Origin of the sequence: Saccharopolyspora pogona, from assembly GCF_014697215.1 — a bacterium.
GTDB classification, from domain to species: domain Bacteria; phylum Actinomycetota; class Actinomycetes; order Mycobacteriales; family Pseudonocardiaceae; genus Saccharopolyspora; species Saccharopolyspora hattusasensis.
This window is the reverse complement of sequence record NZ_CP031142.1, coordinates 3,710,260-3,725,660: the sequence shown is the minus strand read 5'-3', so window position 1 is coordinate 3,725,660 and position 15,401 is coordinate 3,710,260. Positions and strand designations below refer to the sequence as shown.

Genomic DNA, 15,401 nt, shown 5'->3' with positions numbered 1-15,401 from the left:
GTGGTGGCAGAACCCGAGACCGGGATCATCACCGGCGAGAAGTTGACCAAGGCCGCCGGTGCGGAGAACTCCGATCCAGCGGTGGCCGAGGAGTTCCTGGCCGCCGAGGATGACCCGTGCGAGTGGTACGGAGATTCTGCTTACGGCACAGGGGATCTGCGTGGCGCGATCGACGACACCGACGCTGCCGAGGCCGTGATCAAGCCGAAACCGTTGCAGGCGGCCTGTGGCCCTGTCACGAATTCCGTGTAAGCCACGGAATTCGTGACAGGGCCGTATCGGTTGAAAGCCGATGCTTCCTCGACCGCGGCCCTGATTTCCTCGTCCGAGAACTGCGTGGAGTCGATACGGTCCGTCGGAGACGACACGCCACCCGACAACATCACCTTAATGTGAAATGCACCGGTGCGAAGCTGCTCCCGCGCTGCCCTACGCACTGCGGACACACCGTCGCAGACAACTCCGACGCCTGCACAACACTGGTGGGGGTCGTGCGTGACGGACGGCGGACAGAAATCCGCGTGGCCTCCGGTTTGCGACAACGCTCGTCCGCCGAAGAACAAGCGAGGGCCGATGAACAACTCCTCGTCGACGGCCTGTGCCAAGCCGTAGTCCGCGCCTGCGGTATCGCGGACCGACGTGAAGCCACGAGCCAGCATCTCGTGCATTCTCCGGGCCGCGTGCGCGGTGGTGTACGCCTGCGACCAGTTCTCGATATCGCCGAGGTACCCGCTTATTGCATTGACGTGAACGTGCGCATCGATAAGGCCTGGGCATGCGAACTGTCCCGCGCCATCGTGCGTGAACGCACTCGGGAGAACCGTGGGTGCGGCTGATACCTCCATGATGGTCGAGTCTTGGACGACCACCGTCTGGTTCCAGACCTCGACGAGGCCATTCGCGGTCGGCTCGTCCTGGTCGACGGAACCGATGTGCCGACCGGCAACCGTGCTGGTCACGAGGGAAACTACTCTGGCAAACGCCGCCGCGCAGGACTCAACATCCAGGTCGCGGCAGATACTGATGGCGGTTTACTGGGAATATCCACGACCCTGCCGGGCTCAATGCATGACCGCAAAGCGTTCACCGAGTGCGACTGGGAAGATCTTCTCGCGGACATCCCGACGATCGCGGACCCCGCGTACCAGGGAACTCATGCGATCACTCCGCGCAAGAACCGATCTCGTCGTTACGATCCGCTGTCGAGCGATGCATCGCACATTTCAAGAACTGGAAGATACTCGCTACCGGATATCGAGGGCGCCTCGCCGAACTCCCCGGAATTGTCCGCATCATCACGGCGCTCGAATTCTATCGAATTGGATGGTAGCTCTCGTGAATAACGCTCCAGGTGCGAATCCCGGCGGAGACGAAGCGTTCTAACGGACAGAGCACGAATCCGCCGACCATGTCCTGGTAACGCAGCTTCCAGAACGGTGCACCACAGCCCACGCCTAGGTTGGCATCGGCCAGGGCGGAATGGAACGCCGCCTCGTGCCAGCAGGCTGGGTAGCCAGAGGCCGTCGAGTTGTTCCCGGGAAGCTCAGGTTCCAGATCTGCACCGACTGATCCGCGCTGCCTGTGATTCGGAATGTCCGTCGAGATCAAGGCTCGCACGATCGGAGGCTCCGCAGCTGCACGGCAACACCGACGAAACGTGCCCGTGCCCGTCGATGACGGGCACGGGCACGCCGGTGCTTCAGCACTCAGATGACGCGCACGCCCTGGGCCTGCGGTCCCTTCTGTCCCTGGCCGATCTCGAACTCGACCCGCTGGCCCTCGTCGAGGGATTTGAAGCCGCTGCCCTGGATCTCCGAAAAGTGAACGAAGACGTCAGGTCCGCCGCCATCCTGGGCGATGAACCCGAAGCCCTTCTCGCCGTTGAACCACTTCACGCTGCCTTGCGCCATGCCGAACTCTCCTAGCGGCGCCGTTCCGCCTCACGATGAGGTCAGCCGACAACCGACTAGACAGTCTACATGCTCGCTCGGTCGGTGTCGGCGCGGGGCGCCGTCCGTGGCGTCCCGTCGGAGCTCTGCCAGCAGCTGGCTGCAGTCCTCTGCGTCAGCGGCGTGGACCAGCGACCGTCCGCTGCCCGCGTGGGCGTTCTGTATGGCGCCGTGGTCTTCCTCGGCCGCTGGCCCCGGATGAACCGCGTCGGCGGCGGGCTCGCGTGTCGTGTCCAGGCCATCCGGCGCTCTCCCAGCTCCGCTAGGTACGCCTGGCCGCCATGGCAGGGGCTCGCCATCGTGGTCCGTCGAATGGTTCCAATGTGACAGCTGCCAGCGTCATTCTTGCCGGGACACCACCGCTGAACAAATGCGCCCTGCCCGGCACGGGCACCGTGCGCTCGACCAGCCCGACGTCCAACAACACATGGCCACGACGGCCATCCGAGGTACCAAGGCCAATGCTCAACTACCCCGGAAATCATGAAACCGGACGTGCTCAACTACTGCGGAAGCGGCAGGAAGAAGCCGCCAAAGTGATCACTTCAAGGCGGAAAGTACACGAGCTGAGACCTTGCGCTTGCCGGAAATGTCATCCGTCGAGGTCAGGCTGCGTGTTGGTACTCGTTGAGGATGCCGCCCAGACGCTCGCTTCTTCGTATGTCGAGGTGGGCGAGCTGGGTTGGATCATCGATCGGCTCTGGTAAGAGGGGCAACGGGCGGGCGTTCGCGATGCCTTGGTGGGGTCGATGCGAGTTGTAGAACGCTTCGAACTCCCGTAGGGCGTGGAGCAGGTGCCGCTGGTTCCAGATTAAGGTGCGGTCCAGGAGCTCGCGTCGGCAGGTCTGCACCCACCTCTCCGTGATCGAGTTCATTCTCGGCATCTGTGTCGCCCGCCATGAGCATGGGCTCTGGCGCGATCTCGGTGATCCAGTTACTGCTGGTGATCACGCTCGTGAGGTGCTGGATGTCGAGGGAGGTGTGAGACACCGGCTCGGCGGATCAAGTCGTCCTGGACGGACACGTCGGCCATCACCGAGGCACTCCTTTCTCACCACTTACTACCGACGTCGCGGCGCAGGCAGGACGGACGCAGATCGCCGCTGGGTATCATGGAGCTGTGGGACGGGACGAGAAGGAGCAATTGCGCAGCAACGTCGCGAGCGCGATCCGCGACCAGATCATGGAGCGGACCGTTCACCCAGGTGACACTCTCCGACTAGGCCAGCTTGCCGAGCAGCTGGGTGTGAGTATCACACCCGTCCGCGAGGCGCTGCTGCTCCTCTCACAGGACGGCTGGGTGCGCCATGAGCCTAACCGTGGGTTCCGGGTCGCCCCGATCCGGCGGAAGGACGTCGAGGACACCTATCTGATGTGGTCGACGGCGGAGGGTGAGATCGCCGCGCGGGCCGCCACCCGCGCGACGTCCCGGGATGTCGCATATCTGCGGGAGATCGACCAGCGCATCCGTGACGCCGACCCGTCGGACGGCCACCTAGCTACCGAGCTGAACTCCGCTCTGCACCACTACGTGTCGGTGATCGCCGATGCGCCGAAGCTGGACTGGTTCGTGCAGTCCGCGAGCCGGCTTGTCCCGTTGCAGTTCCCGGAGAATTTTCACGTGGTCCCAGGCTGGTCCGAGGTCAACCGGACCCAGCACACGGCCTTGATCGACGCCATCGCCGGGGGCGACGTCGAGGCCGCGCGCAGCGCCACCGCGGCTCATTTCCAGGACACCGGGAACCTGCTCATGCAGTGGCTCGATTCGCTGGAGTTCTGGAGCGAGCCGGAGATGCCGCAGGCGCCCCGCGGAACGGGGCGCCTGGCGGGATGAGCGTTCGGTGCGCTCAGGTCGCAATGATGGCGTGCACGGGGCAGTCCGCGACCGCCCGGTTGACCTTGCCCTCCAGATCGGTGGGGACCTCGCCGTCGCCCTTGACCGAGGCGTAGCCCCACTCGTCGAGCTCGAAGATCTCGGGGCTGTGCTCGGCGCAGGTGCCGAACCCGTCGCACTTCGCGGACTCCAGGCGGACCTTCATGTTTCCTCCGATTCGGGATCGATGTGGGGTGCCGTGCGTTCGGTCGGCCCGAGGGCGGCACAGCGCGAACACGGCACCGCGCGGTGCTCTGCGACCAGTTCGGGGAACTCGCGGAGCAGAGTGGCGGCCACGTTGCAGGCACCATCGAGGGTTGCGCAGGCGCCCCGCCCGCGCAGCGAGGCGGACCAGCTCTGCAGCTTCTCCAGCCGAGCATCGGAGGCGGTCCCGTCCGCCAGCTCCCGCAGTGCGCCGGCCATGGCCGCCGTGCCGCGGATGCATGGTCCGCACTGCCGGGCGTTCTCCCGGTCGAAGTAGGCGATGACGTCGGCGGCGGCGGCGACTGGGCAGTCACCCGGCCCCAGGACGGAGACTGCGCCGCAGCCCAGCCCGCTGCCCTCGGCTCTCAACTCGGTGAATCCGAGGGGGATGTCGAGTGCGCGCGGCCCGAGCAGGCCGGCGAAGTAGCCGCCCATCAGGAAGCCGACCGGCGCCCCGACGGGCTCGACGAGCTCGCGTAGCGGCCGCCCGAGCGGGACCTCGTAGAGGCCGGGTCGGGTGACGGAGCCGGTCAGCGTGAGCAGCACCGAGTCCGTCTTCACCCCCGCTGCGATACCAGGGATCCTGGCGAGGGTCTCGACGTTAAGCACGAGCGTCGGGCCCCCTCCCACCCCGGACTCGAATGGGCGCGGCGGCTTGTCGGTCGGCAGCGGGGGCCCGCCGTCGATCGCGCGGACCACCGACGACTCCTCGCCCCCGACATAGGTGCGCGGGACTTGCAACACATCGATCGGCACCGGTGTGCCGCCGAGCTCGTCGAGCGCCTTCCGCACGCTGTCGGCGGACACGGTGTCGGAGAGGTAGACGACGGCTCGATCGGCAGCCACCGCGTCGGCTACCCGCAGCAGCCCGTCGAGGACGAGGTGCGGGCGGATCCGCATGAGGTACCGGTCCTTCACTGCGAGCGGTTCGCCCTCGTCGCCGTTCGCGACGATCGTGCGCGGACCCTCCCGGTCGGCGACGGCCCGCATCTTGACTCCAGTCGGGAAGCCGGCGCCGCCGCGGCCGCGGAGTTCGGCGGCTTCGACGGCGTCGATCAGGTCCCGGCCGGACACCCCGTTCGGATTCGCGTACTCGCCCAAGGTCTCTCGGGTGTCCCGGGCCATGACCAACGGCGCCGCCGCACCGGCAAGGGGCACCAAGGCCATCGCGCCACTGTTCCAGCGTGCGACCGCGTCCGACAGTGTCACCGGAGGTTCGAGGGTGACCAGTTCTGCAGTCACGAGACCCCCGCTCCGAGAACCGTCGCGGCGACGGCGGCGGTCGCCCCGGCATCGCCGGTAAGTACCCGGACCGGGTTGATCACCATCATCTGAGTGATCTGCTGCTCGGTGGCGCCGCGCTTGCGGATCTCCGGGAGGATGTGATCGGAGATGCGGTGGTGGTGCCAGTTCGGCACGTGCTTCGTTCGGAAGGACGGCGGGGTGTTGATCGAGAAGAACCCGGCATCATGGGAGATGGTGATCCGCTCCGCGTAGCCCTGCTCGAGCAGGGCGACGAGGGTGTCGATGCGGCTGTCGTCGTCGAGCACGAACTCCATGCCGAACCGGTCGAGGCCGATGGTCGAGCCGTTGTCCATGATCTCCTTGAGGTAGTCCAGGTCGGTGGAGTCGCCGCAGTGCCCGATGACGGTGCGCTCCAGGTCGACGCCGTTGCTCCGGAACCACTTCTGCTGCTCGCGGCCGTTGGCGAAGGCGACGTTCGTGTGCGTGGAGATCGGGACGCCGGTCTCAGCCTGGGCCCGGGCGGCGGCCGTGAAGACCCGCTGGACGTCGGCGGTCATGCCGTGCTCGTCGCTGACCACCTTGATGATCCCGGCCTTGACCCCGTCGGTTCCGGGGATGCCCCTGACGATGTCGTCGATGAACATGGCCTCGAGCGGGTCCCGGCCGCCGAGGGTCTTCCCCACCAGACCGTCCGGGGCGTGGGTGTGAAAGAAGGTCGGCAGGTCCTTAGCGGTGTAGTACCCGGTGGCCACGACGATGTTGAGCGGCAGGCCCTCGCCGACCTTCTGCACGGTCGGCAGGTAGCGGCCCAGCCCGAGGACGGTGAGATCGACGAACGTGTCGATGCCCTTGTCCTCGTGCAGCGAGGTGAGGCTCTTCCGGGCCTTCTCGATCATTACCCCCTCGTCCCACTCAGGGTGCGGCAGGTTCTGCTCGAGCTCCGGGTTGTGGGCGAAGAGATGCTCGTGCATCAGCGTCGTGCCGATCTCGGAGCTGTCGATCGGTCCTCGGACGGTGTTGACGGTGCTCATGCGGTGACATCTCCTTCGGTGTCGTCTTCGGTGGTGGTGCGCAGCAGGGCGTCCCGGCGGGCCCGTGCGTCAGCGAGGCCGGATTTGAGGAAGCTGACGTCGGAGCCGGCGGTGACCATCCGGAAACCGCGGGCGGCCTCCGTGCGCGGGTCGCCGGTGATGCCCGCGGCGATGCCGACCGCGTCGCACGCGGCGCAGATGTCGCGCACAGCGGCGCGATGCCGTGCGTTGCGTGGCCCCTCAGTCGGGGACAGCCCAAGGCTGACGGCGAGATCGCCCGGCCCGACGTACACCCCGTGTACGCCCGGGACCGCGGCGATCTCCCCCGCTCTCGCCACACCTTCGATGGTCTCGATCATGACGAGGCAGAGCACCTCGCCGTTGACCGTCTCCGGGTCCGGCCCGAGCCCGAAGGCCGAGCGGGTCGGTCCCCAGCTGCGGATTCCGTCGGGGGCGTAGCGGGCCGCCGCAGCGGCGCGGCGAGCGTCCTCGGCGGACTCGACCGTCGGGACGATGACGCCCTCGGCGCCGGCATCGAGGGCGCGCCCGATCAGCACCGGGTCGTTCGCCGCGACCCGTACCAGCGGTGTGGTGCCGGTGCGCGCAGTGGCCCGCAGCATCTCGACCGGACTGCCTAGACCACCGACGCTGTGCTGTTGGTCGAGGTAGAGATAATCGAACCCGGCGAGTGACAGGGTCTCCGCGATGTGCGGGTCCCCCGTGTGACAGGCGAGCCCGACCGCCGTACCGCCCGATTCCAGGATCCGGCGCAGCCGGTTCGGGTGTGCGACCGCGGTGGAGGCGTAGCTCATGAGAGGGCCTTGTCCAGTCGATACCACTGCCGCGCGGACTCGGCCATGACCTTTGGCCGCATGGACTCCGGCATCACTTCGAGGACGGCTGCCAGGTCGTCGGTGTGCAGATGCGGGTAGTCCGTGGCGAACAACAGCAGATCCTCGGACCCCAACCATTCGATGATCTTGCGGGCGTGCGCCGCCGGGCCCAGATCGGCCGGGGCGATGGAGAACCGGAAGTGGTCGCGAATGATCTCGGTGGGCAGCCGGTCGACCCAGGGGATCTCGCGGCGCAGGCCCTTCCACTTCTTGTTGATGCTCCAGCTCCAGGTGGGTACCCAGGCGAAGCCGCTCTCCAGCATCGTTACGCGCATGCCAGGGAACTTCTGGAAGATCCCCTCGTAGATCATGCTGGTCATCTGCGCGCCGTAGAGCTGGATCTCCGCCGCGTACTCCTCGGCGTACCAGGAGGCGTAACCGGTGGGGGAGGGCGCGTCCTCGGTGGTGCCACCCCAGCTCAGCCCCATGACCAGGTCGTGGCGGGTCATGGCCTCGTATATCGGCCAGAACACCCGCTGTCCGTAGAGCCGTTCGGACCGGACGGGCATGGTGACCTGCACGATCCGCGGGTGTGAACCGATCCGCTCGATCTCGGCGGCGGCCGCGGCGGGATCGCGCGCCGGGACGACCATCGAGCCGACAAGCCGCGGATCCCGGTCGAGCCACTCCGCGATCAGCCAGTCATTGACCGCGCGGGCCAGCGCGGGGGCCCAATCGGGGTGACGCAGCGAGTCCACGCCGTAGGCGGTGTTCACGAGTGCCGCGTCGACCCGCCAGGGGTCGAGGACATGCTGCCGCAACAGCTCGATGCTCGACGCCGGCGGCCTGCCCTCGGGCCGCCACTCGTCCCGCGCAGTGGTCGGGGCGCCGGGCGGGTAGGCATGGGCCTCCCCAATGGGTCCCTTCCAGCCGCGCTCCTGCGCGCCCTGCACCCATACCGGGTCGGTGTAGGGGAACAGAGCCTCCAGTGACGGCGGGGTGGCGTGGACGTCGCAGTCCACCACCGGCCCGCTCCACAGGGCGTCCCGGGTGGTGCCCTTCAGCCGGGCGGTGAAAGGGGCGGTCATCTGTTGCCTCCTCGTGCTGGCCGCAGCGATAGCACGACGTAGTCGGATTCCACCGAGACGGGGACCATCTCGGCCTGGTAGGGGCCGGGCAGCCGGTCGATCTCACCCCGTTGGACGGCGGCCTCGATCTCCGCGCCGCCCTCGACGCCCACGGGCAGCGGGCGGGCGCGCAGCCGCGGGTTCCAGTACGACTGGCCGGTCTCGACGTCGAACTCCCAGTTGTGCCAGGGGCAGGTGACGTAGGTGCGGGATTCCTCGAGCCGGACGTCGCCCGGCACGGAGGACTCGACGGCGTTGACCACCTGGCCCTCGCACAGCGGGCCGGCCAGGTGCGGGCAGCGGTTGAGCATCGCGTAGAACCGGCCGCCGACGTTGTAGACGCCGACCTGCCGGCCTCCCACGTCTACGATGCGTCGATCCCCCGGCGGGATCTCGTCGACGCGGGCGACCACGAAGCGGTTGGCGTGCCGGGCCGGTGTGGTCGCGGACCGGGTCTCTGCCGTAGTCACAGGACCTCGACCTCCTTCTTATTGCGGTGAGCGGGGATCGTGTCCTCGTCGAGCCAGCTCGGGTCCAGCTCGGACACCGACTCGCAACCCATCAGGCGCATCGTGCGGACCATCTCGGTGCGCACGAGCTCGAGCACACGCTCGACGCCCGCGGTTCCGCCCGCGGCCAGTCCCCATACCGAGAGCCGCCCAACGAGCACGGCCTTCGCACCCAGTGACAGTGCCTTGAGGACGTCACTGCCGCGGCGGATCCCGCTGTCCAGCAGCACCTCCGCCTCGCCGCCGATCGCCTCAACGATCCGCGGGAGGACGTGCAGCGTGGCGGGCGCACCGTCGAGCTGGCGACCGCCGTGGTTCGACACGATCACCGCGTCGGCCCCCGCATCCACGGCACGGCGTGCGTCCTCAGCCGTGAGCAGTCCCTTCACGACGAGGGGGCCGCGCCAGTTCGCGCGCAGCCAGTCCACGTCGGTCCAGGTGGGCGAGTGCGATCCGGCGCCACCCTTCGTCATCTCTGTGAGTGCCATCGGCCTCCCGTCGGCGGTGACCTGCGCGGTGTTCGGGATCTCGAAGGGCAGCCCGTCGAGGAAGTACCTCGTGAGCCACGCGGGTCGCCGCACCAGTTGCGGGGCGAGCTTCACGGCATTGCGGGCGTTGACCCGCATCGAGTAGCTGAAACCGTTCTTGAAATCCCGCTCCCGGTAGCCGGACACCGCGGTGTCTACCGTCGCGACCAGCGCCGAGTACCCCGCCTCCTGGGCGCGGTGCGCGAGGTGCTCCATCGTGCGACGCGAGGAGAAGCGGTACAGCTGGAACCACTGCGGGCCCTCGACAGCCGCGATCTCCTCGAGGGTGAATCCGGCCGCCGAGCTGGCCACGTGGATCGAGCCGGCGCGCGACGCCGCGGTGGCCACTCCGATGTCGCCGTGCGGGTGCACTAGCCGCGTGCCGCCGCAGGGGGCAGTGAGCACGGGCAGCTCGATGCGAGTGCCGAGCACGGTCGTCGTGAGGTCGGGCCGATCGACCCACGTGGCCATCCGGGGCCGAAACGCGACGTCACGGAAGGCCTTGGCGTTTCGCCGAAGGGTGACCTCGTCCTCAGCGCCGCCCTCAACGTACTCGCGGATTCCACGAGGCAGGGCGCGCGCCGCGGCCCGGCGTACGTCCTCGTGGTTCAACAGCCGTGCGAGGCGCGCGCGGCGTGCCTTCTCTAGCGCGGACATTCAGGCACCCACCGCCGGGATCCCATGGCCGGGCAGCAACGGTATGCCGTAGAGGCGGCTCGCGTTTTCGCCCAGGATTCGCCGCCGACGGTCCAGCGGGAACGTCTCGGGCACCGACTCGTATGGTGAGTCGAAGTCCCAGTGCGGGTAGTCCGAGGAGAACATCAGCCGGTCAGGGAAACCGGACTCCTCGAACATCGCGAATACGTGTGGGGTTTCCTCCAGCCGCTCCGGCTCCTCGATAGGCTGAGTGGAGAACCAGAAGTGCTCGCGCAGGTACTCCGACGGGCGCCGGGTCAGGTGCGGCACCTCGTCGCGGAGCTTGTCGTAGGTGGCGTCGAGTCGCCAGGAATACGGGGCGGCCCAGTCCCAGCCGAGTTCGAGAAGCGCGATCTTCAATCGCGGAAAGCGTTCGAAGACACCCTCGAAGATCAGGCTCGGCACCATAGAGATCGGCAGTACGGCGAAAGCGGCGTGCATCTCCGCGTAGAAGTTCTGCCGGCCCGCCCCCGTCGGCTGGCGGCCCATGCCGGGAACGTGGAAGGCGAGCGGGATGTCGTAGTGCTCACACGCCTCGAAGATCGGCCAGTAACGCTGCTTGCCGAGCGGTTCCTGGCCGGCGGGGGACATCAGGACTTGGACATAGGAGTCGCCGTACGGTCCCTCCTTGCAACGCACGATCTCTTGCTCGGCGCCTGCGAGGTCGCGAGGCAGGGTGATGCTGGCGCGGAACCGGCTGTCGGCGCCCACCCAGGTGTGCGCGAGGGCGTCGTTGTAGGCACGGTAAAGCGCGTAGGCGCACTCGTAGGGCATGTTCGCCCCTCCGCTGGTGATGATGTAAGTCTGCGGACAGGTCAGAACCACCGCAGACATGTCGAACGGATCCAGCACCTGCCGCACGGCCAAGTGCGGGTCGACGCCCACACGGCCACTCTCGTCGACGGCATCGAGCCGGTGGGTGAACTCCCGTTGCGACGGCGAGACGCCGCCGCCGAAGCCGCCCAGCCCGTAGCGAGCGATGTAGGTCCTCCACCGCTCGGGGAGGTGCTCCGCAACCTGCGGGTCCGTAGGCACCGGCATCGGGTGGAAGTCGGTGTCGATGATGCCAAGCTTCGCCGCAGTCGCAGTCGCAGTCGCAGCCGCAGCCGCAGCCGGAGCCGTGGCGGGTCGGGGGTCGGTCAGCGTCATGATCGTTCTCTCCTCAGGTGCGCGGAACTACAACGCGCTGCGGTAGGTCTCCTTCGCCACGAACACCGCGATCAAGGTCAGCAGGCACGTGGCGGCGATGAACAACGAGATGCCTGCGGTGCTCCCGTCGGCTGCGGTCAGCAACGAGGCGCAGATCAGCGGGGTAAACCCGCCGCCCACGGTTCCAGCGATCTGGTAGCCGAGCGAGGCACCGGTGTAACGCTGCGTCGTGGGGAACAGTTCGCCCAGCCAGGCGCCGAGCGGGCTGTAGACGACGGCGTGGGCGAGCGCCGCAAGCGAGATGCCCAGGTACATCAGGGCGACGCTCCCGGCATGCATCAACGAGAACATCGCGACGACGCTCACCGCCTGCAGCACCGCCCCCACGCCAACCACGACCTTGCGCCCCCACAGGTCCGAGAGCCCGGCGAACAGGGGCTGGCCGAGCAGGCCGATCGCGGCGGAGATCAGCACGGCGTTGAGGACGTCGATGCGTGGGAAACCGAGCTTGATCCCGTAGGAGACGACCCAGGTGCCGTACACCGCGCTCGCGGCGAAGGGACCGAGCACCAAGAAAATTGACAGCAGCAGGTTCTTGGGGTGCCTGAGGACCTCGAGCAGGGGGAGCGCCGGCTTCTCGGTGTCGCGCTGCTCCGCCTGCCCGCGGGCCCGGGTGAAGATCGGACTCTCCTCGACGCCGAGCCGGATCCAGAGGCCGACCGCGACCAGGACCGCGGAGGCCAGGAACGGGATGCGCCAGCCCCAGGCGAGGAAGGCGTCGTCGGCCATCAGGGAGATCAGTGCGAAGACACCGCTGGCCAACAGGATGCCACCGTAGAGGCCCATTTGGGCCACGCTGCTGGAGAGCCCGCGGCGCTTCGGTGCGTGCTCCATCGACATGAGTACGGCGCCGCCCCATTCGCCGCCGGCGGATATGCCCTGGATCAGCCGCATGGCCACCAGGAGCAGCGGCGCCCAATTCCCGATGGTCGCGTAGGTTGGAAGCAGGCCGACGATCGTGGTGGAGGCACCCATCAGCACGATCGACAGGACGAGCATCCGCTTGCGGCCGACCTTGTCGCCGAAGTGACCCCAGATGATCCCACCGAGCGGCCGGGCGATGAAACCGGCGGCGAGCGTGGCGAAGGCAGCCAGCGTGCCTGCGGTGGCGCTGAAGTCCGGGAAGAACAACTTGTTGAACACCGCCGCCGAGGCGACACCGAAGAGATAGAAGTCGTACCACTCGATGACGGAGCCAACGAAGCTCGAAGTGAGCACGCGGTTGCGCATCCGTCGGGTGGAGCGCGCAGCCGCGCTCCCTGCTGAGGCGTCGTCAGGGGCGGCGAGCTGGGAATAGGTCAACTTTGACCTCCGTGGCCATCAATCATATATTCTGGTTGCAGATATTATATTCTTGCATCCGGTGATGTCGAGAGCAAGCCTGAGGTCCTCGGTCTCACCGGACAGGAGGTTCGCCGGCACCGTGCCCGTGCAGCGACGCCGACGGACATTGCGGGATTACGCCGAGGTCGTGAATGAGCAGAGCGTTAGCTGGACGCGGTGCTGTGCCGGGTGTGACGATGTTGGTACGACTGGCTCGTATCACGATGAAGCGTCCCAGCAGGGCGACACCGCACGATCTGCTGGATGACGACCGACGCGCTGGGTTGGACGAGTTGCTTGGGAGGCGTCGGGATTCGCAGCTGCGGCGCCCGCCGACTCTTAGAGCCTGTCGGCGAATGCCGTCCGCGCCTTTGGAAGCGGCGTAGCCGCTTGTATCCACCTTGCCAAGACGACCATCGGCGGGTTCTGAGAGGTTTTCTGGCGAGGACGGCCCCTCCGCCGCGTATTGGACATACATCAGGAGGGGCACCCGCAGTCCAGGGAACCTCTCAGGTTCCGCTAAGCGACCACCCACCCAGACCATTCACCAACAGGCTCTCAGCTTGGGTTTTAACCTTTGGGTGTTGTTGTGGCCCCGGTTGATCATGGGAACAGCCCTTGGGTGATCATGCTTCTGACGAAAGAAGAAGATCAACCAAGGGCTGTCGTGATCAGTGTGCAGGATGACCGCCAGGCGGTCGAGTTCGGGGCTGTGACCGGGTTCCGGGATGGGTTTTACCGGTGTCTGTCGGCTCGGGCGGATGCGTTGTTCGTGCTCTGCGATGCGGTGTCCTGCGGTGAGCGGCCGGTGACCTCGTTGGTGGAGTTGTCGCTGTCGCCGGTGTTCCGGCGGGGGCATGGCGCGTTGTACGACGCGTTGGCGGCCGGGGAGATCGACGCCGCCGGGGTAGGGGATGTGCTGGTGGATGGGTTGCCTGCCGCGGCGGACGAGGGACCGCTTCTGTTCACCGCTGATGTGACCGTGTGCCCGCGACCGGATGCGGAGTGCTCGGCGGATCGCGGTCACTGTCATACGTCGTGTCGCTGTGACGGTGACCGTAAGACGATCCCTGGCTGGAACTATGCGTGGCTTGCGGGCATCCAGTGGGGTCGTTCGTCGTGGGTGTCGCCGGTGGATGCGGTCCGGATGGATCCCGACGATGATCTCGTGGCGGTGACCGCCGCCCAGATCCGGGAGTTGGCTACTCGTCTGCGCGCCGCCGGGCGCACGGGTGGAGCGGGCCGCCTTCCACCGATGGTGGTGATGGACTCTGGTTATCCGGCTACCGCGATGACCGACGCGGTGTCTGATGTGGACGTGCAACTGCTGATCCGTCTCGACCGTGACGATCGGGTGTTTCACCGCCCACCGCCGCCGCGGGTGCCTGGCAGGACCGGGCGGCCACCGAAATACGGCGCCCGCTTCGAGTGCGCCAGCCCCACCAGTTGGCACACCCCGGACGCCACGCTGACCGTGGACACCGACCGCTACGGACGGGTTGAGGTGCATGCCTGGTCCGGGCTGTCGCCGAAGATCCAAGCCCGCGGCTGGTTCGCCGACCGTAGCGAACTACCCGTGGTCACCGGCACGGTCGTGCACGTCCGCGTGGAACACCTGCCCGACGGACGCGCCCCGCACAAGGACCTGTGGCTGTGGTGGGCCGCCCCCGAGGGCGTCCCACTGGATCTGGACATGCTGTGGCGGGTCTACCTACGGCGGTTCGACATCGAGCATTTCTTCCGTTTTGCCAAGTCGACCTTGGGCTGGACCGCGGCGAAAACCCGCACACCCGCCCAGCAGGACCGGTGGACCTGGCTGACGATCGCCGCCTACACCCAACTCAGACTCGCCCGCAACCTCACCACGGACCTGCGGCGTCCCTGGGAACGACGCCCCGAGCCAGACCGGCCGTTAAGCCCGCACCGGGTACGCCGCGGGTTTCGCCACATCCATGATCGTCTCGGGACCCCCGCGCGTGTGCCGAAACCCACCCGTCCCGGCCCAGGGCGGCCCCCAGGCTCCCGCTCCGGTCCTGCTCAACGCCATCCCGTCCGCAAAAAAACCGAAAAAACGGACACCCGGCAACCCGCCGGAAAGAAGCAAGCAGGTTAAAACCCAAGCTCAGCTAAGGATGAACTCGAGCTGTTGAGTGCGGACTGCCCGCTTCGATTCACCGCGCACTTCACGATCTGGGCGTGGTGGGATAGTACCGAACCGAGCCCGCCGAACTTGCGTGACATCGCCAAGCACGGCGTCGCGCAACGAGCCCGGCAGATCAGCACCGGGCACGGGCTCACCGAGACGGAAGAGCTGAGATCCGAGTTGACACCGCACTCCTGGCCTGGGAACGCGTCCACGACACCCCGGTGCAGGCCCGCGCCGATTGCGAGGCGGTCAACGCCGACCCGGACCTCGTCGACGCCGTATCCGAGCACGAGGAGGCTCAGAAGCGGCAAGTTGCGGTCTCGTGGAAGCACGAAGAACGGAAGTACCGTCTGAGGAGATGTGCGCGCAGCTGCTTGACCCCCTCCGCGCGACCGCGTGGTGGTTCCTGGACAACACCGACAAGCCGACCGAGGCGGTGGAGGTCGCCCGACATTTCCGAGAACTGCGTGAGCTACTGCTCCCGGAAGAACCGCCAGATCCGGACACCGTGGGCAAGCTTGTCGATGAACTGCTCAGCTCTGCTGAGCCACCCGTGCGGAGGCATCTGATCCACACACTCCGCAGGGCCTTCACAGGATTCGAACGCCAGGATCTCGCTGAGCGGTTGACTTCGCTGGCCCGTCACTGAGCGTCGAGGTTCCAGCGAGCTGCTGGCGCTCGAGTAGTGGCGTGGTCGAGCCGGTGTCCCGCCTGTCCAAGCGCCTTCGA

17 protein-coding genes are annotated in these 15,401 nt (G+C 67.2%); 5 read left to right on the top strand and 12 right to left on the bottom strand.

Annotated elements, in window-relative coordinates; translation table 11 throughout:
• Positions 1 to 252, top strand: coding sequence for a hypothetical protein (locus tag DL519_RS16720; RefSeq protein WP_190824622.1), 252 nt, complete (start codon positions 1 to 3; stop codon positions 250 to 252).
• Here DL519_RS16720 and DL519_RS16715 read toward each other — a convergent pair.
• The gene (locus DL519_RS16715) at positions 141 to 845 is read right to left on the bottom strand and encodes an amidohydrolase family protein (protein ID WP_190824017.1); all 705 of its coding nucleotides are present in this window, start codon (positions 843 to 845) and stop codon (positions 141 to 143) included. The two genes, DL519_RS16720 and DL519_RS16715, sit on opposite strands and share 112 nt — an antisense overlap.
• Before the next feature lie 12 nt (positions 846 to 857).
• Here DL519_RS16715 and DL519_RS16710 point away from each other — a divergent pair, with 12 nt between their 5' ends.
• Positions 858 to 1,343, top strand: coding sequence for a transposase family protein (locus tag DL519_RS16710; protein WP_223839117.1), 486 nt, complete (start codon positions 858 to 860; stop codon positions 1,341 to 1,343).
• 363 nt (positions 1,344 to 1,706) lie between these two features.
• Here DL519_RS16710 and DL519_RS16705 read toward each other — a convergent pair whose 3' ends face one another.
• Entirely contained in the window at positions 1,707 to 1,910 is a 204-nt protein-coding gene (locus DL519_RS16705; RefSeq protein WP_010310090.1) for a cold-shock protein, read from the bottom strand.
• A 644-nt stretch (positions 1,911 to 2,554) separates the two neighbouring features.
• Positions 2,555 to 2,833 (bottom strand): transposase, encoded by a 279-nt coding sequence (locus DL519_RS16700; protein ID WP_223839116.1) that lies wholly within the window; start codon positions 2,831 to 2,833, stop codon positions 2,555 to 2,557.
• A gap of 236 nt (positions 2,834 to 3,069) precedes the next feature.
• Between DL519_RS16700 and DL519_RS16695 the strand changes: the two genes are divergently transcribed.
• Positions 3,070 to 3,783, top strand: a complete 714-nt coding sequence (locus tag DL519_RS16695) for a GntR family transcriptional regulator (protein WP_223839115.1) — start codon at positions 3,070 to 3,072, stop codon at positions 3,781 to 3,783.
• Positions 3,784 to 3,796: 13 nt separating this feature from the next.
• Here DL519_RS16695 and DL519_RS16690 read toward each other — a convergent pair whose 3' ends face one another.
• The 9 genes from DL519_RS16690 to DL519_RS16650 are packed head-to-tail and all read right to left on the bottom strand — an operon-like array spanning position 3,797 to position 12,505.
• Positions 3,797 to 3,988 (bottom strand): ferredoxin, encoded by a 192-nt coding sequence (locus DL519_RS16690; RefSeq protein ID WP_190816144.1) that lies wholly within the window; start codon positions 3,986 to 3,988, stop codon positions 3,797 to 3,799.
• Positions 3,985 to 5,268: an NADH-ubiquinone oxidoreductase-F iron-sulfur binding region domain-containing protein gene (locus DL519_RS16685; RefSeq protein ID WP_190816143.1), complete on the bottom strand. Its 1,284-nt coding sequence runs from the start codon at positions 5,266 to 5,268 to the stop codon at positions 3,985 to 3,987. Before DL519_RS16685 ends, DL519_RS16690 begins: the two co-directional genes overlap by 4 nt.
• Positions 5,265 to 6,302, bottom strand: coding sequence for a phosphotriesterase family protein (locus tag DL519_RS16680; protein ID WP_190816142.1), 1,038 nt, complete (start codon positions 6,300 to 6,302; stop codon positions 5,265 to 5,267). Before DL519_RS16680 ends, DL519_RS16685 begins: the two co-directional genes overlap by 4 nt.
• Positions 6,299 to 7,114, bottom strand: a complete 816-nt coding sequence (locus DL519_RS16675; RefSeq protein ID WP_190816141.1) for an HpcH/HpaI aldolase family protein — start codon at positions 7,112 to 7,114, stop codon at positions 6,299 to 6,301. The genes DL519_RS16680 and DL519_RS16675 overlap by 4 nt, the downstream gene beginning before the upstream one ends.
• A complete protein-coding gene (locus DL519_RS16670) occupies positions 7,111 to 8,223 on the bottom strand; it encodes an amidohydrolase family protein (protein WP_190816140.1) in 1,113 nt (370 codons plus the stop codon). Before DL519_RS16670 ends, DL519_RS16675 begins: the two co-directional genes overlap by 4 nt.
• Entirely contained in the window at positions 8,220 to 8,732 is a 513-nt protein-coding gene (locus DL519_RS16665; protein ID WP_190816139.1) for a Rieske (2Fe-2S) protein, read from the bottom strand. Before DL519_RS16665 ends, DL519_RS16670 begins: the two co-directional genes overlap by 4 nt.
• Complete coding sequence (locus DL519_RS16660; protein ID WP_190816138.1) at positions 8,729 to 9,955, bottom strand: alpha-hydroxy acid oxidase; 1,227 nt, start codon at positions 9,953 to 9,955, stop codon at positions 8,729 to 8,731. Before DL519_RS16660 ends, DL519_RS16665 begins: the two co-directional genes overlap by 4 nt.
• The gene (locus DL519_RS16655) at positions 9,956 to 11,143 is read right to left on the bottom strand and encodes an amidohydrolase family protein (RefSeq protein WP_190816136.1); all 1,188 of its coding nucleotides are present in this window, start codon (positions 11,141 to 11,143) and stop codon (positions 9,956 to 9,958) included.
• Between the two features lie 27 nt (positions 11,144 to 11,170).
• Positions 11,171 to 12,505 carry an MFS transporter gene (locus DL519_RS16650; RefSeq protein ID WP_190816134.1) on the bottom strand — a complete coding sequence of 445 codons (1,335 nt, stop codon included), beginning with the start codon at positions 12,503 to 12,505 and terminating at the stop codon, positions 11,171 to 11,173.
• Between the two features lie 688 nt (positions 12,506 to 13,193).
• On the opposite strand from DL519_RS16650, the gene DL519_RS16645 reads away from it, so the two are divergent.
• Both DL519_RS16645 and DL519_RS46590 read left to right on the top strand, forming a co-directional pair.
• Complete coding sequence (locus tag DL519_RS16645) at positions 13,194 to 14,639, top strand: NF041680 family putative transposase (protein WP_223839114.1); 1,446 nt, start codon at positions 13,194 to 13,196, stop codon at positions 14,637 to 14,639.
• Positions 14,640 to 15,030: 391 nt separating this feature from the next.
• Positions 15,031 to 15,321 (top strand): hypothetical protein, encoded by a 291-nt coding sequence (locus DL519_RS46590; RefSeq protein ID WP_223839113.1) that lies wholly within the window; start codon positions 15,031 to 15,033, stop codon positions 15,319 to 15,321.
• Positions 15,322 to 15,401 lie beyond the last annotated feature (80 nt).